The sequence below is a fragment of the Ancylobacter sp. genome (genome assembly GCF_965229075.1).
Classification (GTDB): Bacteria; Pseudomonadota; Alphaproteobacteria; order Rhizobiales; family Xanthobacteraceae; genus Ancylobacter.
In genome coordinates this window covers 578,828-601,995 of sequence record NZ_CBDDIO010000001.1, presented here as the reverse complement: position 1 = coordinate 601,995, position 23,168 = coordinate 578,828, and the positions used below count along the sequence as shown (strand labels likewise).

The window sequence follows — 23,168 nt, the reverse complement described above, 5'->3', positions numbered from 1 at the left end:
CGCGCCGGGGCCAGCGCGGTATCCGTCGGCCTTGGCCTCACCCGCGCGCGGCCGCCGTCAGGCACAATATCTCGAACAGAACCTGCGCCGCGATCTGCGCAGTGTTGCTGGTCGGGTCGTATTGCGGCGCCACCTCCACGACATCGCCGCCCACCACCTGAACGCCGGACAGACCGCGCAGAATGCCCAGCGCCTGCGCCGAAGTGAGCCCGCCGACCTCCGGCGTGCCGGTGCCTGGCGCGAAGGCCGGGTCCAGCGCATCGACATCGAAGCTAATATAGGTCAGGCCGTCGCCCACCACCTCGCGCGCCTTGGCGATCACCGCCCGAATGCCGAGATCATCCACCTCCTCGGCATGAATGACGGTCATGCCGGAGGCGAAGGAGAATTCCCAGAGATATTCGGAATTGCCGCGAATGCCGATCTGGATGGTGCGGCGAGGGTCGAGAACCCCGTCCAGCACCGCCTGCCGGAACGGCCCGCCATGGTGGAACTTGCAGCCCTCGAACGAGCCGCCCGTGTCGCAATGGGCGTCGATATGGATCATGCCCACCGGCCGCTCCCGCCCGACGGCGCGCAGCAGGGGCAGGCCGATGGAATGATCGCCGCCGACCGATAGCGGCACCACCCCCGCCGCGACGAGATGCGCGACGAAGCGCTCAATGTCCTCGTAGCAGGTCGCGAGGTCGAAGCGGCTGCGAAACGGCACGTCGCCGATATCGGCCACGCGCAGCCGCGCCGTCGGCACCGCTTTCAGCACATGCTCATAAGGGCCGACGCGTTCGACATTGCGCACCGCACGCGGGCCGAGGCGCGCGCCGGAACGGTTGGTGACGCCGAGATCCATGGGGATGCCGAGCAGCGCCACGTCGAGAGCGGCGAGGTTCGCCAGCGCCTCGGGCCGATACGGCGCCTTCAGCAGCGTGGGCACGCCGCAATAGGGCGCCGGCCGCTTGTCGCCGTCTTTGAACACGCCCTCCGCCACGGCGCGGAAGGCCGGGTCGAAGATGTCGGCGCCCGAGGCGGAGGCGTAACGCGCGCGCAGCTCGTCGAGATCGAGAATGGTCATGGTCCGTCCCTTCCCTCAGATGCCGAGCGCGCAGCCGTCCTTGCGCGGGTCGGAGGCGCCGGCCAGCGTGCCATTGGCGCGGTCGATGCGGATCGCCTGCGCCCCGCCGACGGGCCGTCCTGAGGGCACCAGGCTGAAGCCGCGCCGGCGCAGTTCGGCGAGGGTCTCGGGCGCGAAATTGTTCTCGACCTCGATGTCGTTGGTGCCGGGGATAGGGAACAGGCGCGGCAGGTCGATGGCGGCCTGCAGGTCGAGGCCGAAATCCAGCACCTTGCTGATGAAATGCGCGTGGCCCATCGCCTGGTAATGGCCGCCCATCACGCCGAAGGGCATGAACGGCTTGCCGTCCTTCAGCACCATGCCGGGGATGATGGTGTGCATTGGCCGCTTGCGCGGGGCGAGCTCATTGGGGTGCCCGGCTTCCAGCACGAAGCTCTGGCCGCGATTGTGCAGCAGCACGCCCGAGCGCGGCGCCAGCAGACCGGCGCCATAGGGATGGAAGATCGAGTTGATGAAGCTGGCGCAGTTCCGGTCCTTGTCGACCACGCAGATATACACCGTGTCGCGGTGCTCGCCGCCGGGGAAGGCGGGCATGTCGGTGAGCGCACGGTCGAGCCGGATGAGCCCGGCAAGCTCGTCCGCCAGCGTGTCGGAAAGCAGATAGTCCACCGGCACGCCGGCCTGCGCCGGGTCGGCAAGGAAGCGGTCGCGCGCGGCATAGGCGAGGCGCGTCGCCTCGATCTCGACATGCAGCCGGTCCACCGCCAGCGGGTCGCCCTCGGCGGGGAAGCGGGAGAGGATGTTGAGGATCATCAGCGCGATGATGCCCTGCCCGTTGGGTGGGCACTCATACACGTCATGGCCGCGGAAGCCGGTGTGGATCGGCTCCACATACTCGCCCGCCGCCGTGGCGAAGTCGTCGCGCGTGTGCAGCCCGCCGAGACCGTTGAGATAGGCGACGATATCCGCCGCCACCGCGCCCTTGTAGAAACCGTCCCGCCCCTCACGGGCGATGGCCTCCAGCGTGTCGGCGAGTTCCGGCTGGCGGTGGACATCACCGGCGATCGGCGCGCGCCCCTCGGGCAGGAACACGCGCGCGGCATTGGCATCGCCCGCCAGCAGCGCGGCCTCGCGCCCCCAGTCATAGCTCACGCGCGGGGCCACGGCGTAGCCGTGCCGGGCGAGGTGAATGGCGGGCGCCATCAGTTCGGCGAAGGGCAGCCGCCCATGGTCGGCATGCAGCCGGGTCCAGGCATCCACCGCCCCCGGCACGGTGACGGCATGCGGCGACTGGCGGGGAATCTGGGTCAGCCCCTTGTCGCGCAGAAAGGCGGCGGTGAGCGCGGCGGGCGCGCGGCCGGAGCCATTATAGGCGTGGACCTTGCCGTCCTCGCCGGCGAGCAGGGCGAAGCAGTCGCCGCCAATGCCGGTCGAGCCGGGCTCGACCACGCATTGCACGGCGCAGGCGGCGATGGCCGCGTCCAGCGCGTTGCCGCCGGCCTTGAGGATATCGGTCGCCGCCAGCGTCGCCGCGGGATGGGAGGTCGCCGCCATGGCCTCGCGGGCATAGACGGTGGAGCGGCCGGGCTTCTGGAAATCACGCATCGTCTTCGTCTCCCTCACGCCATCAGGCCGGCGCTGCGCGCCCAGTCGCGCGTGTCGTCCAGCGCGCGCTCGATGCGCTGCATCAGTTCGTCGATCTCGGCCTCGGTGATGATCAGCGGCGGGCAGAGGCTGAGCGTGTCGTTCATGCCGCGGGTGATGACGCCGTGGTTCTGCGCGAAGCGCGCCGCCTGGCTCGCCACCAGCAGGCTGGGGTCGAAGGCGGTGGTCTTGTCGGGCGAGAGTTCCAGCCCCGCCACCAGCCCGACCCCGCGCGCCTCGCTGACCAGCGGATGGTTGCCGAGCCGCGCCACATGCGCCTGGAAGCGCGGCCCCACCGTGCGCACATGGTCGAGAATGTTGTCGTCCTCGTAGATGCGCAGCGCTTCAAGCGCCACGGCGGCGGCAACCGGGTGGCCGGAATAGGTGTAGCCATGGCCGAATGTGCCGATCTTCTCGCTCTCGGCGACGATGGCACTGTAGATCTTCTCGCTGATCATCAGCGCCGAGATCGGCAGGTAGGAGGCGGAAAGCTGCTTGGCCAGCGTGATCATGTCGGGCTTGAGCCCATAGGTTTCGGTGCCGAACATGTTGCCGGTGCGGGCGAAGCCGCAGATCACCTCATCGGCCACCAGCAGCACGTCATATTTCTTCAGCACCGCCTGGATCTTCGCGAAATAGGTCTTCGGCGGCACCACAACGCCGCCCGATACCATCACCGGCTCAGCGAAGAATGCAGCGACCGTCTCCGGCCCCTCGCGCAGGATCAGCGCTTCGAGCTCGTCCGCGCAGCGCGTGGCGAAGGCTTCCTCGCTCTCCCCCGGCTCGGCGTGGCGGCGGTAATGCGGGCATAGGGTGTGCAAGATGCCCGGCAGCGGCAGGTCGAAATCGCGATGCGCATAGGGCAGCCCCGTGAGGCTGCCGGACGCCACGGTGACGCCGTGATAGCCGCGCAGCCGCGAGATGATCTTCTTCTTCTGCGGCCGGCCGAGCGCGTTGTTGTAGTACCAGATCAGCTTGACGGCGGTGTCGTTGGCCTCCGAGCCGGAATTGGCGAAGAACACCTTGGACATCGGTACCGGCGCCATGGCGATCAGCCGCTCAGCGAGCGCGATGCCCGGCTCCGTCGCCTTGTGGCCGAACGCATGGTAGAACGGCATCGTCTTCATCTGGCGATAAGCCGCCTCGGCCAGCCGGTGCTCGCTGAAGCCGAGCGAGGCGCTGAACAGCCCGGCCAGTCCCTCGATATAGCGCTGGCCGCTGGCGTCGGTGACATAGACGCCCTCCCCGCCGGTCAGCACCAGCGGCCCCTCGGTCTGGTGCTTGGCGGCATTGGTGTAGGGGTGGAGGTGATAGGCGATATCACGCGCTTCGAGCGAATTCGGACGAATGGTCACGGCAACCTCTTGGGTCGGGGCACGGGCCGGCGGGCAGCCGGTCTTAACGCTGGGCGGAAATGAACTGGCGGAAGCGCTCGGAGCGGGGGGCGGCGAAGACCTCGGCCGGCGCGCCGTCCTCCTCCACCGCGCCCTGATGCAGGAACAGCACGCGGGAAGAGACATCGCGGGCAAAGCCCATCTCATGGGTGACGACGAGCATGGTGCGGCCCTCGTCGGCCAGCGCCCGCATCACCCGCAGCACCTCGCCCACCAGTTCGGGATCGAGCGCGGAGGTCGGCTCGTCGAACAGCAGCACCTGCGGGTTCATCGCCAACGCCCGGGCGATGGCCGCGCGCTGCTGCTGTCCGCCGGAGAGATGGGCGGGGTAATAATGCCGGCGCTCGGCGATGCCGACCTTCGCGAGCAGCGCTTCCGCCTCGGCGACGCAGTCGGCGCGCGGGCGCCCCAGCACATGGACAGGCGCCTCGATGATGTTCTCCAGCACCGTCATGTGCGACCAGAGATTGAAGTTCTGGAACACCATGCCGACCGAGCGCCGCAGCCGCTCCACCCGGCGGTGGTCGATCTTCGCTGCGCGGCCGGCCGCGTCGCGCCCGAAGCGCAGCGTCTCCCCGGCGGCGGCGAGCGTGCCGGCATCGGGTGTTTCCAGCAGGTTCAGGCAGCGCAGCAGGGTCGACTTGCCGGAGCCGGACGAGCCGAGGATCGACACGACATCGCCCTCGCGGGCGGTGAGCGAAATGCCCTTGAGCACTTCCAGGCTGCCGAAGCTCTTGTGCAGATCATGGACGGCGATGGCGTCCGGCCGGGCGGGCGCGGCGGCGGCGCCCGGCGTGGAGGATTGCGGGGCGGAGGGTTGCGGGGCGGTCATGCCGCTTCTCCCTTCAGCGTCGCGGAACGCGCGGCCGGCGGCGGGCGCAGATGCGGCGACAAGCGGTGTTCAAGCCACGCCAGGGCGCGGGTGATGGCGAAGTTGAGGATGAGGTAGATCGCCCCGGCGCAGATGAAGACCTCGATGGCGCGGTAGGTCTGCGAGATGATCTGATGGGCGATGCCGGTGACTTCCAGCAGCGTGACGATGGAGGCGAGCGAGGTGCCCTTCACCATCAGGATGATCTCGTTGCCATAGGCCGGCAGCGCCTGCCTAAAGGCGAGCGGCAGCACGATGCGCCGGTAGAGCAGCCCGCGCGACATGCCGCAGGCCAGCGCCGCCTCGACCTGCCCGGCCGGCACGGATTGCAGCCCGCCACGCAGGATTTCCGCGCCATAGGCCGCCGTGTTGAGGGTGAGCGCCAGGATCACGCACCAATAGGGCTCGCGAAACAGCCACCACACACCCATCGCCTGCAGCGAGGGCCGGAACTGGCCGAGGCCGTAATAGATGAGGAAGATCTGCACCAGCAGCGGCGTGCCGCGAAACAGCGCGACATAGCCGCGAAGCGGCAGGACGACGAGCGGCGACGCGTTGTGCAGCGCGATCGCCAGCACCACGGCGAGAACGAAGCCGATCGACAGCGAGATGCCGGCGAGTTGCAGCGTCAACGGCACGCCGCCGAGCAGCCGGAGGAAGACTTCCTGAAAGAAGGCGAAATCCATCAGGCCCTCCTCACGCCGCGCAGGCTGCGCTTTTCGGCGCGGCGGATAAGGGCGCCGCTGATGAAGGTGATGACGAGATAGAGCACGGCGGCAGCGATGTAGAACACGAAGGGCTGGCGGGTGGAGCCGGCGCCGATCTGCGACTGGCGCATCAGTTCCACCAGCCCGATCACCGAGAGCAGCGCGGAATCCTTCAGGATCAGCTGCCAGACATTGCCGAGCCCGGGAATGGCGTAGCGCAGCAGCTGCGGCAGGATGATCCGGCGCAGCATCAGCGGCCCGGGCATGGCGAGGGCGCGCGCGGCCTCGATCTGCCCGGCGGGAATGGCGAGGAAGGCGCCGCGATAGACCTCGGCCTGGTAGGCACCGGAGATGATGGCGAGCGCCAGCACGCCGGTGGCAAAGGTCGGCAGGCCGACAAAGCCCTGCGCGCCGAAGAACCGCCCGACCGCCGTCAGCAGCGAACTGCCGCCGAAATACAGCAGGTAGATCGTCAACAGGTCCGGCACGCCGCGAAACAGCGTGCAATAGGCATCGGCGGTGCCGCGCGCGAGCCGGCCGCCCCGAAGGCGGGCAAAGGCGGCAAGGCCGCCGAACAGCGCGCCGAGCAGGACGCCGGAGGCCGAGAGCAGCACGGTCATGCCGGCGGCGGTCAGCAGCGCAGGTCCCCAGCCCTTTTCACTGAAGCCGAGCAGGGAGACGAAAGCGGGCAGGTCCATCGGGTGCTCCGAAAGCCGGACGGCCCCCGCCTCAGCGACGGGGGCCGCGCCTCGTCACTGGGGAGGGGTGACGTCGGACTTCAGCCACTGCTCCGACAGCCGCTTGATGGTGCCGTCAGCGATCGCTTCGCCGATGGCGGTGTTGAACTGGTCGCGCAGCGCGGTGTCGGTCTTGCGGAAGCCGGCGCCGGTGCCACGGCCGAACACGCCGCCGAGGAAGCCGGGGCCGGCGATCTCGAACTCGGCATATTCCGGCTTGGCGAGGGTGGCGGCCAGCGAGGTCTGCTGGGCGAACAGCCCGTCGACGCGGCCGGCGGCGAGGTCGAGGTCGTGCTGCTCGGTGGTCTTGTATTCGCGGATATCGACCACGCCGTCGAAATACTTCTTCAGAAACTGCTGGTTGGTGGTGGCGGCCTGCACGCCGATGGTCTGGCGCTTCACCAGCGGCTTGATCTTGTCGATGGTGGTTTGCGCCTCGCCTTCCTTGTTCAGGTCGAACTTGCCGCCGAGGCCGGACTTGGCCAGCGCGCTGGTCTTGGCAACGGCGAAGCTGGAGGGGTCAATGGCATAGGGACGGGAGAAATCGATCACTTCCAGGCGCTTGTCGGTGATGAACATGGACGCCATGATTACGTCGAACTTGCCGACCGTCAGCGCGGGGATGAGCCCGTCCCAGTCCTGGATGACGACGGTGCACTCGATCTTCATCCGCGCGCACAGATCTTTCGCGAGATCGACCTCGAAGCCCGCCGCCTTGCCGTCGGGACCGGTGAAGTTCCACGGCGCATAGGCGCCTTCCGTGGCAATGGTGATCGCCTTGGGCGCGGTCTGCGCCTGCGCGCCGGTGACGGCCGCCAGGCTGAGCGCGGAAGCGGCCAGCCATTTGAAGATGTGTCGCATGATCTTCCCTCTGTCAGGTTTGCGGTGTGCTGGAAAGGTTCGCCCCGTTTCAGCCGCCTCCGCGCGTTTCGAGCGCGAAGCCGGTCAGGGTCGGGGCTGTTGTTAGAATGTGTTCGCTCATCAGCGCCTCGGCGGCGGCGGCATCGCCGGCGCGCAGGCTGTCGATGATGGCCTGATGCTCCTCGCGCGCCGTCAGCGGCTTGGCGGCGTGATGAAACCAGATGCGCAGATAGGGCTCGATAGTCACGTGGAGTGACGCGATCTGGCGCAGCAGCTTCGGCCGGTTGGCGAAGGAGCAGATATATTCGTGAAACTCGCGGTGGCGGGCGACCCAATCCTGCCCGCCATCGCCGGAACGTTCCATGCGGTCGAGCAGCCGGTCGAGTTCGGCGAAGGCGTCGGCATCGAGCCGCGGCACGGCGAGCCGCACCGCCAGCCCTTCCAGCACCGAGCGCATCTCGAACACCTCGAAGATCTCCTCCACCGTCAGCCCGGCGACGACGCAGCCGCGATTGGGGCGGATCAGCACCAGCCCCTCCGTCGCCAGCCGGCGGAAGGCCTCGCGCACCGGCATGCGGCTCATGCCGATCTCGGTGGCGATCTCCTCCGGAATCAGCCGCTCACCCGCCTTGAAGCGGGCGGTGCGGATGCCGGCGAGGATGAAGCGATAGGCTTCGCCTTCAGCGGTGCTGGTTGTCGCCATGGAAGAGAAGCCGGTCATTCCGCGCCCGATTGGATGAGTGTATCCACTTATCCAATGTTGATCAGGCCGCACGGGTTCGTCAACGGGTCCGCCGCCGCGATACCGATTTATGTGGTGGGAAAGCGCCGCTCTGGGCGCGCGCAGATGAGTGCCGGCAGCCGCGCCCGCGCGCCGGCGCCAGCCCTGCCAGGCGGGCGCTACTTCAGCAGGTCCTGCAGGCTGGTCGCCGGGCTGTCCTTGCGCGCCAGGTCGAGCCCCAGCAGCAGCTCGGTAATATGCTCGCGCATGATCGCGGCCGCCTTCAGCGGCTCGCCCTCGGCGATGGCGTCCACCAGTTCCTTGTGTGCCTCGCATTTGCAGGTGGTTTCGCGCTGCGTCCAGTACAGCGCGATGATCAGCGAGGAATGCGAGACGAGGTCGCGCACGAACCCGGTAAAGATCGAATGGCCGGCGATCTCGGCGATCTCGACATGGAAATGCGCGGACAGGGCGATGGCCTCGGCGGCATTGGCGTCGGTCGCCAGCGCCTCGCGCTCCCGGGCGAGATGCGCCCGCAAATGGGCGATGTCGGCGGGCGTCGCCGTCCGCGCCGCCAGCGCCGCCAGCTGCGGCTCGATCAGCCCGCGCGCCTCGAACACCTCCCGCGCCTCCTTGGTGGAGGGGCTGGCGACGAAGGCGCCGCGATTCGGCTCCAGCCGCACCAGCCTGTCATGCGACAGCGCCTGCAGGGCGGCGCGCACCACGGTGCGGCTCACCGCATAGATGGCGGCAAGCGCGTCTTCCGGCAGCTTGGTGCCCGGCGCGAGCTTGCGGCCGATAATGGCCTCGCGCAGCGCGGCGTAGACGCCTTGCCAGCGGGCGGCGGGCTTTTCAGTTTCGGGAACGGTCACAAGCATCTTCTTCGCTCTTGCCGTTCCGGCATTGGCACGTAACGTGAATCCGGGTCCCCCGATCAGTCGTAATATCGAGTGCCGTCCGTCACGTCGTCAAGCGCCGGGGGCCAGCTGGGAAAAAATCCCCGTATAGGTCTTGGGGCGCGGCGGCGCGTAGCCGCCGACCTTGGAGGTGCGCAGCCCGAGCTGCACCAGCAACTCGGCGAGCTTCACCGCGCAGGCGACGCCGTCGAGCACCGGCACGCCGACCTCCTGCGAGAGGCGCCCGGCAAGGTCCGCCATGCCGGCGCAGCCGAGCACGATGGCCTCGGCCCGGTCCTCGGCCAGCGAACGGCGGATTTCCTCCAAAATGCGCGCGGACGCGTTCGAACCCGGCTCCTCAAGCTCCAGCACCGCCACCTCTGAGGAGCGAACCCGGGCGCAGCGCTCCATCAGCCCGTAGCGCTTCAGATTGTGCTCGATGGCCGGCACGGAGCGCGCCAGCGTCGTCACCACGCCGAACCGGCCCGCCACAAGGCTCGCCATGTGGAACGCCGCTTCGCCAATGCCGATCACGGGCGCCGAGGTGGCACAGCGGGCGGCGTCGAGCCCGGTATCGTCGAAGCAGGCAATGACATAGGCGTCCATGTCCGGCTGCTTGCGCATCTCCGCGATCAGGCCGGGGATCGAGAACACCTCGTCATAATAGCCCTCGATGCTCACCGGCCCGTCCGGCGGGTTGACGGCGATCACCTGCGTGCCCGGCGCGGCGGCGCCCTGCGCGGCGGCGCCTATCTTGGCGGTCATCGACGCGGTGGTGTTGGGATTGACGACAAGAATACGCATCGATTGATCCTAGATCTCTCCGCCGAGATAGAGCTTCTTTACGCGGTCATCGTTCAGCATGTCGGCGGAATCGCCGCTCAGCGCAATGGAACCAATGGTCAACGCATAGGCCCTCTGCGAAATACGCAGCGCCATGCGCGAGTTCTGCTCCACCAGCAGCACGCTCACCTTGTCGTCGCGATTGATGGCGACGATGGAGCGGGCAATGTCCTGCACCAGCTTCGGCGCCACACCGAGCGAGGGCTCGTCCAGCAGCAACAGGCGGGGACGGGCCATCAGCGCGCGGCCGATCACCAGCATCTGCTGCTCGCCCCCGCTCATCGTGCCCGCCGCCTGGGAGTAGCGCTCCTTCAGCCGGGGAAAGCGCGTCAGCACCATGTCCAGCGATTGCTGAATCTCGCCCTTGGAGGAGCGGGTGAAGGCGCCCATCAGCAGATTGTCGCGCACCGACATCAGCGGGAATACCCGCCTCCCCTCCGGCACCATGGAAATGCCGGCGCGCACAATGTCGTCGGAGGCCATGCCGTCGAGGCGCCGGCCATCGAAGGTGATCTGGCCGGAGCGGATTTTGCGCAGGCCGGTGATGGCCCGCAGGATCGAGGACTTGCCGGCGCCGTTGGCGCCGATCAGCGCCACCGTCTCGCCCTCGTTCACCGCGAGCGAAACGCCCTTCAGCGCATAGACGTGGTCGTAATAGAGATGAACGTCGTCGAATGAGAGAAGGCTTGTCATCGCTACATTCCGATCGACTCGTCCTCGACCCCGAGATAGGCGTCGATGACGTTCTGGTTTTCCTGGATTTCCTTCGGCGTGCCCTCGGCGATCTTCTGGCCGAAATTGAGCACCACGATGCGATCGGAAATATTCATCACCGCCGGCATGTCGTGCTCGACGAGCAGGATAGTGACCCCGCGCGCCCGCACCGCCCGCACGATCTCCACCGCGCGCCGTGTCTCGTCATGGTTCATGCCGGCGAAAGGCTCGTCGAGCAGCAGCACCGCCGGGTTGGTGGCGAGACCGATGGCGATGCCGAGCGCGCGCAGATGGCCGTGCGGCAGGTTGCTGGCGATCTCGTGGCGCTGGTGGCCGAGACCGAGGAAATCGATGATCTCGTCGGCCGAGCGGGCGAAGGCCGCCTCGTCCTCGCGCGCGGTCCGCGTGCCGAAGAAGAAGCCGGCGAGCCCGGTGCGCGCGCGCAGCTGGTGCGCGATGATGATGTTGTCGCGCACGCTCATCGTCTTGAAGATGGTGGTTTCCTGGAAGGTCCGCACCACGCCGAGCCGCGCCACCTTGTGCGGCGACAGGCCGGAAATGCGTTCACCCCGGAAGCGCACCTCGCCCTCGGTGGGGGTGACGAAGGAGGCGATCTGCTTGAACAGCGTCGACTTGCCCGCCCCGTTCGGCCCGATCACCGAGAGGATTTCATGCTCCTTCACCCCGAAGGAGATGCCGCTATTGGCGATCAGCCCGCCATAGCGCTTGGTCAGATTGGAGACTTCGAGAATGTAGTCCATGCTCAGGCTCCCTTCTTGCGCGGCAGCCGCAGGCTCAGCAACCCGTTGGGCAGCACCAGCATCAGCACGATGAGCGCGCTGGAGAAGATGAGAAGCTGATAGACGCCGGTCTGGAACAGCAGGTCCCAGCCGAAATACAGCGCGAAGGTGCCAAGGATCGGCCCCAGCACATAATGCAAGCCGCCGAGGAAGCAGTTCAGCATGAAGTTGACGGAATCTGCGACCGTAAAGCTCGACGGATAGATCGACTGCGAGATCGCCGCGAACATCGCCCCGCCCAGCCCGCCGAGGAAGGACGAGACGGCATAGGCGAGCACGCGGATGGAGGCGATGTTCACCCCGATGGAGGAGGCCAGTTCCTCATTCTGCTGCAGCGACAGGCAGATATGGCCGATGCGCGAATGCACCAGCCGATACAGCGCGCCGAAGCACAGCACCAGCAGCAGCACGGAGGCGAGGTAGAAGGCGAGGCGCGGATTTTCCAGCGTGGCGAAATCCGGGATCAGCGTCAGTCCGAACAGGCTCACCCCGCCCGGCAGCGGGATGGAGACGATGCCCTTGGCACCATTGGTGATCGGCACGGCGAGAGCGAGAAGCCGCATCACCTCGGTCAGCGTCAGAGTCACCATGGCGAAGTAGACCCCGCGCAGCCGCAGGATCGGCAGGCCGATCAGCACGCTGGCCAGCGCGCAGACGAGTCCCGCCGCCGGCAGGGTGAGCCAGAAGGAGACGCCATAGGCCGTGACCAGCACCGCCGAGACATAGCCGCCGAGCAGCGCGAAGGCGCCCTGCCCGATATTGATCCGGCCGATATAGAAGGTCAGCCACACGCCGCCGCTGATGATGGAGAGCAGGGCGACGGAAGTGAGGGTGTAATACAGGTCGTTGCGGCCGGTCGCGGCGATCAGGGCCGGCACGCCGACCAGCAGGAACAGGACGAAGGCGGCGGCGAGGAGAAGCTTGGTTGCGTTGTTCACCGGTTCAGCCCCACGGCTTGCCCATCAGCCCGTTCGGGCGAAGGCTCAGGAACACCATCAGCAGCACAAAGATGACGAGATAGGTCACGTCGCCGAACTCGCGCAGCACGTTGAGGCCGACCGATTCCATCATGCCGAGGATGAACCCGCCGGCGATGGCGCCACCGACGACGCCCGCGCCGCCGATCATCACCATGAGGAACGCCTTGATGGAGATCGGGCCGCCAATGCCGGAATTGACGCCGGTAATGGTGACGAGCAGGCCGCCGACGACGCCGGCGAGCAGCGCGCCAAGCGCGAAGCCGATCATCGAGTAGCGGTCGACATTCACGCCCATCAGCTGCGCCGCTACGCGGTCCTGCGCCAGCGCCCGCATGGCGCGGCCGGTGCGGCTGTACTGCATATAGGCCATGAAGGAGGCGATCATCGCGATGGCGATCACCCCGACGAGGATGCGGTCATAGGGCATGACCAGGCTGTCGGAGACGAACACGCCGTTGATGATCTTCGGCACGCCGCGCTGCTTCTCGCCGAACAGGATGAGGATAATGGCGTCCATCAGGAAGGCGATCGCCGCGGCGAGCAGCATGGTGCTCTCCTCGCGCGAACTTCGCCGGATCACCGGGCGGAAGAGGAATTTCTCCACCAGCGCGCCGACAATGGCGAGGGTCAGCGCCGAACAGGCGAGCGCCAGCACGAAGGGCAGGCCGAGCTGGCCATAGATCGTGTAGGTGACGAAGCCGCCGAGAACGTACATCTGCCCATGGGCGAAGTTGAGCACGTTCATCAGCGCGAAGATGAGGGTCAGTCCGAGCGCGATCAGCGCATATTGCGCGCCGAGATACAGCCCGTTGGCGATAACCTGTTCCATCCGAGGATCTCCATCGGTGAGAGGCCGGCACGCAGGCGCGCACCGGCCTCAACGGGGGTGAAGGAGCCTCAGTCGACTTCGCCGACGAACAGGGTCTCGAACGCGCCGTCCTTGTACTGCGTCACCACCATCGGCACGGAAAGCTGGCGCTTCTGGCCGAAGGAGGTGGTGCCGACATATTTGAGCGTGCCTTCCTTCACATAGGGATTGGGCGCGCTGAACGTGTCGACGGTCTTCTTGAACTCGGCGACATCGTTGATCGCCTTCGGATTGGCCTTGAGAGTCTCGATGATGTAGTCGAGCGCATAGACCTTGGTGTTGGACTCGTCGTTATACTCGCCGAACTTCTTGGTGTAGCGGGCGATGAACTCGTCCATGGTCTTGGAGCGGATCGCCGGGGTCGAGGCGCCGCCGACCGAGATGAAGCCGTCGGCCAGTTCGCCCGCGCCTTCCTTCAGCACCGCCGCGTCATGCGCGGTCTCGGTGGAGATGAGGCCGGTGTAGCCGAGTTCGCGCGCGGCACGGATCAGCAGCGGAGCATTGCCGGGCGAAACGCCGGAGAGCACCAGCAGGTCTGGCTTCAGCCGGATGATCGGCGTCAGCACCGGGGTGAAGTCGCGGGTGTCGTTGGGATAGGTGTCGTTCTGCGCCACCACCTCAAGGCCAAGCGCCTTGGCCGCCGCCACGCCGCCATCGCGCTGGCTCAGCGGGTCGGACTCATTGGCGGCGATGAACGCCACCTTCTTCACGCCCTTGTTCTCCTTGAGGTATTTGTAGATCGCCGGCGCGGACTGATAGTTGGCGATCATGCCCAGCACGGCGTTGGACGCCGGCTTGGTGTAAAGCTCCTTGGGGAAGGCATAGGGGAAATAGATGATCCCCTTGGATTCCGCGACCGGCCGCACGGCGGCGGCGCCGTCATCGACATTCGGCCCCACGACATAGTGGATGCCCTCCTGCGCCATCTTCTCCATGCCGGCGATGGCGCGCTTGGGGTCCTTCTGGTCGTCGAAGGTGACGACATTGATCTTGTAGGTGTCGTCGCCGATCTTCACCCCGCCCAGCTCGTTGAGCCAGTCGGCGCGCACCTGCATGGAGCGCACATTCGAGGTGCCCCAGGCGGCGGCGGGGCCGCTGGTGACGCCGACGAAGCCGATCTTCAGCTCATTCTCGGCGGCGGTGGCGGGGGTGAGGCCGGCCGAAAGGGCGAGGCCGGAAACGGCGGCGAGGGCAGTGCCCATCAGGACAGAGCGGCGCGTGGTCATCGGGGTGTTTCCTCTGTGAACTTGACGCGAGCGGCGACCTTGCTTGGCGCTCTGTTCTCCCGCGTTCTGAGGTAATGAGAGGGCACGCCCGCAGGATTGTCAACATTGACGGAGATTTTTGGATACAATACCGTATGCGAAGAAAACAGGGACGAAACGGATGGCCGGCGCACCCCTTGCCAGGCCCCGCAACTCCCGCGATTTTCCATGATCTTGCAGCGCCGGTGACAGAGCATGGCCCATCCCCCGCCCTACCCTCGCGATCTTCTCGGCTATGGCGACGCTGCGCCCGATCCGCGCTGGCCGGGCGGGGCCCGGGTCGCGGTGCAGTTCGTCGTCAATTACGAGGAAGGCGGCGAGAACTGCCTCCTGCACGGCGATGCCGCCTCCGAGGCCTTCCTCTCCGACGTGCTCGGCGCCCAGCCCTGGCCGGGCCAGCGGCATATGAATGTCGAGAGCATGTATGAATATGGCTCGCGCGCCGGCTTCTGGCGGCTGCGGCGGATCTTCCGCGAGCGCAACCTGCCGGTGACGGTCTATGGCGTCGCCACCGCGCTGATGCGCTCGCCGGAGCAGGTGGCGGCGATGAAGGAAGATGGCTGGGAAATCGCCAGCCACGGCCTCAAATGGATCGACTACCGCAACATCCCCGAGACGGAGGAGCGCGCGCATCTGCGCGAGGCCATCCGCCTTCACCGCGAGGTCACGGGCGAGCGGCCGCTCGGCATGTATCTCGGCCGCACCTCGGAGAACACGCAGCGGCTGGTGATGGAGGAAGGCGGCTTCCGCTACTCCTCGGATTCCTATGCCGACGACCTGCCCTATTGGCTGAAGGGCCGCGCCGGGCCGCATCTCGTCATCCCCTACACGCTCGACGCCAACGACATGCGTTTCACCAATGCGCAGGGCTTCGCCCATGGCGAGGACTTCTTCGTCTATCTGCGCGACAGCTTCGACCAGCTCTATGAAGAGGGCGCCGACGCCCCGCGCATGATGACGGTCGGCCTGCATTGCCGCCTCGCCGGCCGCCCAGGCCGCGCCCGCGGGCTGGTGCGGTTTCTCGACCATCTCGCGCGCCATGACCGGGTGTGGATCCCCCGCCGCATCGACATCGCCGAACACTGGCACCGCGAGCACGCGCCGGTGGCGGCATGAACGACGCCCCCTCCACCCTGCCGCGCGGCGCGGCGCTGATGGCGCGCCTTGACGAACTCGCCCGCTATTCCGACGAGCCGGGGCGGCTGACCCGGCTCTATCTCTCGCCCGCCCATCGCAGCGCGGCGCGCGTCGTCGCCGGCTGGATGGAAGAGGCCGGCATGAGCGTGCATATGGACGCCGTCGGCAACGTCGTCGGCCGCTATCCCGGCCAGAGCGCGGACGCGCCGGTTCTGCTGCTGGGCTCGCATATCGACACGGTGCGCGACGCCGGCAAATATGACGGCAATCTCGGCGTGCTCGCTGCCATCCAAGCGGTCGGCGAGTTGAACGCGCGCGGCGAACGCCTGCCCGTCGCCCTTGAAGTCCTCGCCTTCGGCGATGAGGAAGGCGTGCGCTTTCCCGTCACCCTCTCCGGCTCCCGCGCCGTCGCCGGCACGCTCGATCCCTCGGTGCTGGACGCCGTCGACGCCGACGGAGTCCGCCTGCGCGACGCGCTCGCCGCCTTCGGTGGCCGCCCCGACGCGCTCGCCAGCGCCCGGCACGAGCCAAGCGCGGTGGAGGGTTATGTCGAAATCCATATCGAGCAGGGCCCGGTGCTGGAGAGCGAGGATCTCGCCGTCGGCGTCGTCACCGCCATCAGCGGCGCCAGCCGCTTCACCATCGACATTGACGGCGAGGCCGGCCATGCCGGCACGGTGCCGATGAACCTGCGCCACGATGCGGTGGCGGCGGCGGCGGAGATCGTGCTCGCGGTGGAGGAACTGGCGCAGCGCACGCCTGATCTTGTCGCCACGGTCGGCTGCTTCACCGCCCTGCCCGGAGCGGTGAACGTGATCGCCGCCGGCGCGCGCCTCACCCTCGATATCCGCAGCCCGTTCGATGCGGTGCGTCGCGCCGCCATCGAGCAACTGTCCAGCCACCTCAACGCCATCGGCGCCCGGCGCGGCGTCAAGGTTGGGATGGCCTGCTTCTATGAGGCGCCGGCGGTCGCTTGCGACGCCGAACTGCAGGCCCGGCTGCAGCGGGCGGTGGAGCGGCAGAACATCCCGCCCCGTCACCTGCCGAGCGGCGCCGGCCATGACGGGCTCGCCATGGCCGCGCTCTGCCCGGTCGGCATGCTGTTCGTGCGCTGCGCCGGCGGCATGAGCCACAGTCCCACCGAGTCGATCACCGTCGAGGATGCCGGGACGGCGGTCGCCGTGCTTCTCGATTTTCTCCGCGATTACGCGCCGCCCCGGCGCCCAGCCTGCTGACGGGTACCCCATGTCCACGCTTGCCCACCGCCTGAACGACATCATCGACCATGAGCGCGACCGCCAGATCGACTTTCTCGCCGCGATCGTCCGCATGCCCTCGGACAATCCGGCCGGCGACTGCACCCCGCATGCCGAGGCCACCGCGCGCCTGATCGAGGCGCTTGGCTTCACCGTCGAGCGCCACGCGGTGCCGGATGAGCTCGTGCGCGCCAATGGCATGGTGTCCGCGACCAATCTGATCGTGCGCCACCGCTTCGGCGACGGCCCCGTCGTCGCGCTCAACGCCCATGGCGACGTGGTGCCGCCGGGCGAGGGCTGGACCCATGACCCCTATGGCGCCGAGATCGTCGATGGCTGGATGTATGGGCGCGGCGTCGCCGTCTCGAAATCCGACTTCGCCACCTATCTCTGGGCGCTGATCGCGCTGAAACAGAGCGGCGCGGCGCTGGGCGGCACGGTGGAACTGCACTTCACCTATGACGAGGAGGCCGGCGGCGAGATCGGGCCGGGCTGGCTGCTGCGCGAAGGGCTGAGTCGGCCGGACTACGCCCTTTCCGCCGGCTTCTCCTATGGCGTGGTCAACGCCCATAATGGCTGCCTGCATCTGGAAGTCGAGGTGAACGGCCGCTCGGCCCATGCCGCCAAGCCGTTCACCGGCATCGACGCGCTGGAGGCGGCGAACCATGTGCTGAGCGCGCTCTATGCCTGGCGCAAGGGCCTGGCCGCCCGCGTTTCGGCCATTGCCGGCATTGGCAGCCCGCAAATGACGGTGGGGCTGATCCGCGGCGGCATCAATACCAATGTCGTGCCCGACCGCATCACCTTCCGCCTCGACCGGCGGATGATCCCGGAAGAGAACCCGGTGGAAGTGGAGGCGGAACTGCGCGCGGTGATCGCGGCGGCGGCGCAGGATTTCCCCGAGGCCCGGGTCGAGGTGCGCCGCATCCTGCTCGCCACCCCGCTCACCCCCACCCCGGCGTCCGAACGCCTGAGCGAGGTGCTGTGCCGCCATGCCAGCGCGGTGATGGGCGAGCCGATCAAGGCCGTCGGCGTGCCGCTCTACACCGACGCCCGGCTCTACGCCGCCGCCGGCGTGCCGACCGTGCTCTATGGCGCCGGCCCGCGCTCCATCGAGGAGGCCAACGCCCACCGCGCCGATGAGCGCCTGCCGCTGGCTGATCTGACCCGCGCCACCAAGGTCGTCGCACGGACGCTGGCGGATGTGCTCGGCGGCGACCTCAGCTAGAGCACGTCGCGATCTGATCGCAGCGCAATCAGATCGATAAAACGTTCTCTATCACTCATTTAGAGCCTGATCCGATCAGGTCGATTCAACCTGGTCGGATCGGGCTCGAAGCAAACGCGCCGGGCCGCCTTCACCCGCCCCCCAAGGCGGCCCGGCACGCCGTCTCCCGGCCGGAAGGCCGGGAGAGCTTTGCGGGACAGGGCGCGTCAGGCCGCGCGGCTGGCGGCGGGCACGGTGTCGGCGTGGCGGATTTCGGTGCCCAGCACCTTCAGGCATTCGCGCATGAAGGCGGCAAGCGCCGTCCAGCCCTTGGCCGAGACCATATTGCCGTCGACCAGCGCCTCGGTCGGGGAGAGGTCGACATAGGTGCCGCCGGCAAGGCGCACTTCCGGCTCGCAGGCGCCGAGCGCGCCGACCCGCTTGCCCGTCACCACCCCGTCCACGGCGATGAGGATCTGCACGCCGTGGCAGATGGTGAAGATCGGCTTCCCGGTCTCGTGGAAGTGGCGGACCATGGCCTGGATGCGCTTGTCGGTGCGGATATATTCCGGCCCGCGCCCGCCAGCGCAGTAGACGGCGTCATACTCCTCCAGCTTCACCTCGGAGAAGGTTTTGTTTATGTCGGCGAGGTGGCCGTAGCGCTCGATATAGGTCTGGTGGCCCTCGAAATCGTGCAGCGAGGTCTGGATCTTGTCGCCGGCCTTTTTGTCCGGGCAGACGACATGCACGGTGTGGCCGACGGCTTCCATTCCCTGCTGGAACACGAAAATCTCGTATTCCTCGGTGAACTCGCCGGTGAGCATCAGGATTTTCTTACCCGCCATGGTGGTTTCCTCAGCTGTTGTCGTGGTTTTATCAATCTGACGTAGCCCCGCGCCTCAGAAAGGCGAGTCCGGGAAATAATACTCGTCCGCGTTCTCCTTGGTGATCAGCGGCGCGTCGAGCTTCAGCGTGCCGCGCACCGGGGCGTGGCCGGCGAAATGCGCGGCGGTCAGGTAGATCGCGGTCTTGATCATGGAGGGCGGATAGGGTGTCTCCACCGGCGTCACCGCGTCGCCCGCCTTCACCTTCTCGATGATTTCCTTCATGCCGTTGCCGCCGAGGGCGAATTTGATCTCCTTGCGGCCGGACTGCTTGATCGCTTCCAGCACGCCGAGCAGCATGTCGTCGTCATTGGCCCACACCGCGTCGATCTGCGGGTATTTGGCGAGATAATCCTGCATCAGCTTGAAGGCCTCGTCGCTGTTCCAGTTGGCGTACTGGATGTCGAGGATCTTCATCTGCGTGCCGGCGATGCCGTCCTGGAAGCCCTTGATGCGCTCATCGTCGATCACGGTCGGAATGCCGCGCAGCACGACGAGATTGCCCTTGCCGCCCATCTTCTCCACCAGGAACTTCGCGGTGTTGTAGCCGACCGCGATGTTGTCGCCAGCGACATAGAGATCCTGGATCTTCGGATCGTTCAGCCCGCGATCGACCACGGTGATGAAGCTGCCCTTGTCCTTGATCGCCTTCACCGGCGTGGTCAGTTCCTCCGAGGTGTGCGGCAGGATGACCAGCGCGTCGAGCTTGCGCGTCGCCGACAGGTCCTCGATGGCGCTCACCTGCGCGCTGGCCGAGGGCGAGGTCTTCACAATCACCTCGATGCCGGGAAACGCCTTGTTGATTTCCTTAGCGGCGGCATTGGCGTGGTAGACGACGCCGGCGGTCCAGCCATGGTCGGCGGCCGGAATGGAGACGGCGATGGTCTTCTTCTCGGCGGCGAGGGCCGGGCCGGCGGCCAGCAGCGCTGTCGTCACGCCGGCGGCGATCAGGGTATTTTTCAGCATTGTTTCCTCCATGGTGCGGCAGTCTTGATTGATCGCGGCCGTCGCGGCTGCCTCGCGCGGGGCGGTTCTCAGGCCGGCTACCTCTTCGACATGCGCTGGATCAGCATGGCGATGATGATGATCACCCCCTGCACAGCGGCGACGAGGTACTCGGAGACGAAGTCGGACAGGACCATCAGATTGGCGATGAATTCGAGGATCACCGCACCGGCGACCGTGCCCCACACCCGCCCGCGCCCGCCGCGCAGGGCGGTGCCGCCGATGACGACGGCGGTGATGACCTGCAATTCCCACAGCACGCCGGTGGTCGGCGTCGCCGCCCCGAGGCGCGGCACGTAGCAGATGGCGGCGATGGCGACGCAGGCGCCCTGGATGACGAAGGCCATGGTGCGCACCCGCGCCACGGAGATGCCGGAATAGCGCGCCACATCCTCATTCGCCCCGACCGCGACGCAGCGGCGTCCATAGCGGGTGCGGTAGAGCACATAGGCGGCGATGAGCGCGACGGCGAGCGAGACCAGGATCGGGATCGGCACGCCGAGCACATCGCCGAAATAGACCGGCCGGTAGGCCTCGCGCAGGCTGCGGTCGATCGCCACCGTGCCGCCATCGGTCATATAGGTGATCAGCGCGCGGAAGATGCCCATCGTGCCGAGCGTGGCAATGAAGGGTTCGATGCGGCCGAGGGTGACGATGGTGCCGTTGAGCAGGCCGCAGGCCAGCCCCGTCACCAGCGCCACCGCCATGCCGAGCGGGATCGCCGCCGTGCCGACGCTCGGCGCCGCCCAGTTCATGAACAGGATCATCACCCCGGTGATGAACGCCGCCATCGAGCCGACGGAAAGGTCGAGCCCGCCCGAGGCGATGACGAAGGTGGCGCCGATGGCGATGATGGCGATGAAGGCGCTGCGGGTGACGACATTGGCGATGTTGTTGGCCGACAGGAAGTCGGGATTGATGAGGAATCCGATCAGCACCAGCGCGGCCAGCGCCAGGAAGGGGCCCGCATCGCCCCAGCCGATCGACCAGCCATGCGAGGCGCGCGGGGGCGCGGCGGCCAGGTCAGCCATCTATGTTCCTCCCAGATTTTGTTCATTGGCCGCGCTGCTGGTGGCGCAGAGCGCGACATTGCTTTCGGTCATGGCGTCGCCGGCGAGTTCGCCATTGATCCGGCCGGCGCGCATGACGAGGATGCGGTCGCACAGGCCGATCAGTTCCTGCATTTCCGAGGAGATGACGATGCAGGAGCGCCCCTCGCGCACCAGCGACTGGATGAAGGCGTAGATCTGGCTCTTATTGGCGATGTCGATGCCGCGCGTCGGCTCGTCGATGATGAGCACCGTCGGCTCGTTGAGCATCACCTTGGCGAGCAAGAGTTTCTGCTGGTTGCCGCCCGAGAGCTGGCCGGCCTTCGCCTCGCGGCTGCGCAGGCGGATGTCGTAACCCGTCACCGCGCGGTCGAGCAGCCGGGCTTCGCCGGCGAGGTCGAGCCCGGCGGCAGGATGAACCCGGTCGAGCGCGGCGAGGGTGAGATTCGGCGCCAGCTTCTCGTCCAGCAGCAGGCCCTTGCCCTTGCGGTCCTCGGTGAGATAGCCGACGCCGCGCGCCGCCGCCTGCGCCGGGGAGTGGAACTGCACCGGCTCGCCATGCAGCCGCACCGCGCCGAAGCTGGCGGGCCGCAGACCGAGCAGACCCTCGAACAGTTCGGTGCGGCCGGCGCCGATCATGCCGGCGAGGCCGAGGATTTCTCCCTCGCGCAGGCTCAGCGACACATCCGCCACGAAGCCGGGGACATGGGCGTTCTCGATCTCCAGCGCGGGCGCGGCGTCCGCAGCGGCGAGCCGTGCCGGGTCCTGCCGCGCGGGATAGAGGCTGGAAAACTCGCGCCCGACCATGAGGCTCGCCATGCGCTGCGGCGTCAGGCCCTGCGCGTCATAGGTGCCGACCATGCGGCCGTCGCGCAGCACCGTCACCCGGTCGGCGAGCCGCTCCACCTCGTCCAGCCGGTGGCTGATATAGAGAATGGCGACGCCGCGTGCCCGCAGCTCGGCAATGATGTCGAGCAGCGGATCGACCTCGTCATGGGTCAGCACGGCGGTGGGCTCGTCGAAGATGACGACGCGCTGCGTGCCGAGCAGCGCCTTGGCGATCTGCACCAATTGCCGGTTGGCGAGCGAGATGTCGCGCACCAGCGCAGTCGGCGACACTTTGCAGCCGATCTCGGCCAGCTGCGCCGCCGTCGCCGCACGCATGGCGCGCTCGTCCAGCCGGCCGAAGCGGGCGATCTCGCGGCCGATGAAGATGTTCTCGGTGACGGTCAGCGCGTCGGCGAGCAGGATTTCCTGATGCACCAGCGCGATGCCGGCGGCCTGCGCCTCCTTCGGCGCGTGGAAGGCGACGGGCGCGCCGTCGAGAAACAGCGTCCCCTCGCTGGGCCTGAGATAACCCGACAGTAGCCGCATCAGCGTCGACTTGCCGGCGCCGTTCTCGCCGATGACGGCGTGAATCTCGCCGGCGCGCAGGTCGAGCGACACGTCGGAGAGCACCCGCACCCCGCTGAACTCCTTGGCGAGATGTTCGGCGCGCAGCACCGGCGCGGCCGTCTCGGCCGGGGCGAGGGCGAGCGGCGCGGCGGTCATAGGTCGAACGCCGGCAGCAGCCGGTCACGCGAGCGCTCGATATGCAGGCGCATCGCCTGCCGGGCAGCCTCGGGATCGCGCGCGGCGAAGGCCGCGAGGATCGCCGCGTGCTCGTCCAGCGCCTCCTCGGTGACGCGGGCGTGGAACATCAGGCGGAAGATGTGGAAGTGGGTGTGCTGGTGGGCCAGCGTCTCGCGGATCAGCGTGTTGCCGGCAACCTCCAGAATGCGGTCATGGAACAGCGCGTCCTGGCGGGCGAATTGCGAATAGCGCGCCCGGTCGTCGGCACCGCCCTCGCGCGACATCACCCCGGCGGCCTCGGTCAGATCGGCCAGCGCGTCATCCGTCATGACCGCCGCCGCGCGGCTGGCAGCGTCCGGCTCCAGCAGCAGGCGCAGTTCGTACAGCTCGTTGAAGCGGGTGCGGGTGATCTGCGGCGCGGCGCTGTAGCCGACGAGGTGGGTTTTCACCACCAGCCCCTCGCCTTCCAGCCGGCCGAGCGCCTCGCGGATCGGCGTCTGCGACACCGCGAGTTCGCGCACCAGATTGTCGACCGTGATGCGCGAGCCCGGTGGGATCTTCAGCGCCATCAGCCGGGCGAGAATGGCCTCATAGACCTCCTCGGCGAGGCCGGCATTGCGCTGGATCGCCTGCGAACCGTCACGCGGTGCGGCGGAGAGAGCGGAAGTGGCGAGAGCTTTCGGACTGC

The 23,168-nt window shown here is 67.5% G+C and carries 23 protein-coding genes; 3 read left to right on the top strand and 20 right to left on the bottom strand.

Annotated elements, in window-relative coordinates; genetic code table 11:
• Window positions 1-37 precede the first annotated feature (37 nt).
• The 15 genes from speB to ACO07Z_RS02975 form a co-directional block, all read right to left on the bottom strand.
• Window positions 38-1,069 (bottom strand): agmatinase, encoded by a 1,032-nt coding sequence (gene speB / locus ACO07Z_RS03045; RefSeq protein WP_421697340.1) that lies wholly within the window; start codon window positions 1,067-1,069, stop codon window positions 38-40.
• A 15-nt stretch (window positions 1,070-1,084) separates the two neighbouring features.
• Complete coding sequence (gene ggt / locus ACO07Z_RS03040; protein WP_421697339.1) at window positions 1,085-2,674, bottom strand: gamma-glutamyltransferase; 1,590 nt, start codon at window positions 2,672-2,674, stop codon at window positions 1,085-1,087.
• Window positions 2,675-2,688: 14 nt separating this feature from the next.
• Window positions 2,689-4,068: an aspartate aminotransferase family protein gene (locus ACO07Z_RS03035; RefSeq protein WP_421697338.1), complete on the bottom strand. Its 1,380-nt coding sequence runs from the start codon at window positions 4,066-4,068 to the stop codon at window positions 2,689-2,691.
• A 43-nt stretch (window positions 4,069-4,111) separates the two neighbouring features.
• A complete protein-coding gene (locus ACO07Z_RS03030) occupies window positions 4,112-4,939 on the bottom strand; it encodes an ABC transporter ATP-binding protein (RefSeq protein WP_421697337.1) in 828 nt (275 codons plus the stop codon).
• Complete coding sequence (locus ACO07Z_RS03025) at window positions 4,936-5,667, bottom strand: ABC transporter permease (protein WP_421697874.1); 732 nt, start codon at window positions 5,665-5,667, stop codon at window positions 4,936-4,938. Before ACO07Z_RS03025 ends, ACO07Z_RS03030 begins: the two co-directional genes overlap by 4 nt.
• Window positions 5,664-6,383 (bottom strand): ABC transporter permease, encoded by a 720-nt coding sequence (locus tag ACO07Z_RS03020; protein WP_421697336.1) that lies wholly within the window; start codon window positions 6,381-6,383, stop codon window positions 5,664-5,666. The genes ACO07Z_RS03025 and ACO07Z_RS03020 overlap by 4 nt, the downstream gene beginning before the upstream one ends.
• A 54-nt stretch (window positions 6,384-6,437) precedes the next feature.
• On the bottom strand, window positions 6,438-7,283 hold the full coding sequence (locus ACO07Z_RS03015) for a transporter substrate-binding domain-containing protein (RefSeq protein ID WP_421697335.1): 846 nt from the start codon (window positions 7,281-7,283) through the stop codon (window positions 6,438-6,440).
• A 49-nt stretch (window positions 7,284-7,332) separates the two neighbouring features.
• The gene (locus tag ACO07Z_RS03010) at window positions 7,333-8,004 is read right to left on the bottom strand and encodes a GntR family transcriptional regulator (protein ID WP_244377159.1); all 672 of its coding nucleotides are present in this window, start codon (window positions 8,002-8,004) and stop codon (window positions 7,333-7,335) included.
• A gap of 179 nt (window positions 8,005-8,183) precedes the next feature.
• Window positions 8,184-8,882 carry a GntR family transcriptional regulator gene (locus ACO07Z_RS03005; RefSeq protein ID WP_421697334.1) on the bottom strand — a complete coding sequence of 233 codons (699 nt, stop codon included), beginning with the start codon at window positions 8,880-8,882 and terminating at the stop codon, window positions 8,184-8,186.
• Window positions 8,883-8,972: 90 nt separating this feature from the next.
• The gene (locus tag ACO07Z_RS03000) at window positions 8,973-9,704 is read right to left on the bottom strand and encodes an aspartate/glutamate racemase family protein (protein WP_421697333.1); all 732 of its coding nucleotides are present in this window, start codon (window positions 9,702-9,704) and stop codon (window positions 8,973-8,975) included.
• 9 nt (window positions 9,705-9,713) lie between these two features.
• The gene (locus ACO07Z_RS02995) at window positions 9,714-10,436 is read right to left on the bottom strand and encodes an ABC transporter ATP-binding protein (protein WP_244377165.1); all 723 of its coding nucleotides are present in this window, start codon (window positions 10,434-10,436) and stop codon (window positions 9,714-9,716) included.
• A gap of 2 nt (window positions 10,437-10,438) precedes the next feature.
• Window positions 10,439-11,218, bottom strand: coding sequence for an ABC transporter ATP-binding protein (locus ACO07Z_RS02990; RefSeq protein ID WP_307020098.1), 780 nt, complete (start codon window positions 11,216-11,218; stop codon window positions 10,439-10,441).
• 2 nt (window positions 11,219-11,220) lie between these two features.
• Window positions 11,221-12,195: a branched-chain amino acid ABC transporter permease gene (locus ACO07Z_RS02985; protein ID WP_421697332.1), complete on the bottom strand. Its 975-nt coding sequence runs from the start codon at window positions 12,193-12,195 to the stop codon at window positions 11,221-11,223.
• Window positions 12,196-12,199: 4 nt separating this feature from the next.
• A complete protein-coding gene (locus ACO07Z_RS02980; RefSeq protein ID WP_421697331.1) occupies window positions 12,200-13,066 on the bottom strand; it encodes a branched-chain amino acid ABC transporter permease in 867 nt (288 codons plus the stop codon).
• A gap of 68 nt (window positions 13,067-13,134) precedes the next feature.
• Window positions 13,135-14,331 (bottom strand): ABC transporter substrate-binding protein, encoded by a 1,197-nt coding sequence (locus ACO07Z_RS02975; protein ID WP_421697330.1) that lies wholly within the window; start codon window positions 14,329-14,331, stop codon window positions 13,135-13,137.
• A 234-nt stretch (window positions 14,332-14,565) separates the two neighbouring features.
• Here ACO07Z_RS02975 and puuE point away from each other — a divergent pair, with 234 nt between their 5' ends.
• Genes puuE through ACO07Z_RS02960 form a run of 3 tightly spaced genes read left to right on the top strand, consistent with a single transcriptional unit; the run spans window position 14,566 to window position 17,991 of the window.
• Window positions 14,566-15,486: an allantoinase PuuE gene (gene puuE, locus ACO07Z_RS02970; protein WP_421697329.1), complete on the top strand. Its 921-nt coding sequence runs from the start codon at window positions 14,566-14,568 to the stop codon at window positions 15,484-15,486.
• The gene (locus tag ACO07Z_RS02965) at window positions 15,483-16,742 is read left to right on the top strand and encodes an allantoate amidohydrolase (protein ID WP_421697328.1); all 1,260 of its coding nucleotides are present in this window, start codon (window positions 15,483-15,485) and stop codon (window positions 16,740-16,742) included. The genes puuE and ACO07Z_RS02965 overlap by 4 nt, the downstream gene beginning before the upstream one ends.
• A gap of 10 nt (window positions 16,743-16,752) precedes the next feature.
• Window positions 16,753-17,991, top strand: a complete 1,239-nt coding sequence (locus ACO07Z_RS02960; protein ID WP_421697327.1) for a M20/M25/M40 family metallo-hydrolase — start codon at window positions 16,753-16,755, stop codon at window positions 17,989-17,991.
• 206 nt (window positions 17,992-18,197) lie between these two features.
• Here ACO07Z_RS02960 and ACO07Z_RS02955 read toward each other — a convergent pair whose 3' ends face one another.
• The 5 genes from ACO07Z_RS02955 to ACO07Z_RS02935 all read right to left on the bottom strand — a co-directional run bounded on the left by ACO07Z_RS02955 (window position 18,198) and on the right by ACO07Z_RS02935 (window position 23,106).
• Window positions 18,198-18,815: a DJ-1/PfpI family protein gene (locus tag ACO07Z_RS02955; protein ID WP_244377181.1), complete on the bottom strand. Its 618-nt coding sequence runs from the start codon at window positions 18,813-18,815 to the stop codon at window positions 18,198-18,200.
• A 54-nt stretch (window positions 18,816-18,869) separates the two neighbouring features.
• Window positions 18,870-19,820 carry a substrate-binding domain-containing protein gene (locus ACO07Z_RS02950; RefSeq protein WP_421697326.1) on the bottom strand — a complete coding sequence of 317 codons (951 nt, stop codon included), beginning with the start codon at window positions 19,818-19,820 and terminating at the stop codon, window positions 18,870-18,872.
• Window positions 19,821-19,897: 77 nt separating this feature from the next.
• A complete protein-coding gene (locus ACO07Z_RS02945; protein ID WP_244377185.1) occupies window positions 19,898-20,890 on the bottom strand; it encodes an ABC transporter permease in 993 nt (330 codons plus the stop codon).
• The gene (locus tag ACO07Z_RS02940; RefSeq protein WP_421697325.1) at window positions 20,891-22,459 is read right to left on the bottom strand and encodes a sugar ABC transporter ATP-binding protein; all 1,569 of its coding nucleotides are present in this window, start codon (window positions 22,457-22,459) and stop codon (window positions 20,891-20,893) included. It lies immediately after the preceding gene.
• Window positions 22,456-23,106 (bottom strand): GntR family transcriptional regulator, encoded by a 651-nt coding sequence (locus ACO07Z_RS02935; protein WP_421697873.1) that lies wholly within the window; start codon window positions 23,104-23,106, stop codon window positions 22,456-22,458. Before ACO07Z_RS02935 ends, ACO07Z_RS02940 begins: the two co-directional genes overlap by 4 nt.
• Window positions 23,107-23,168: the final 62 nt, after the last annotated feature.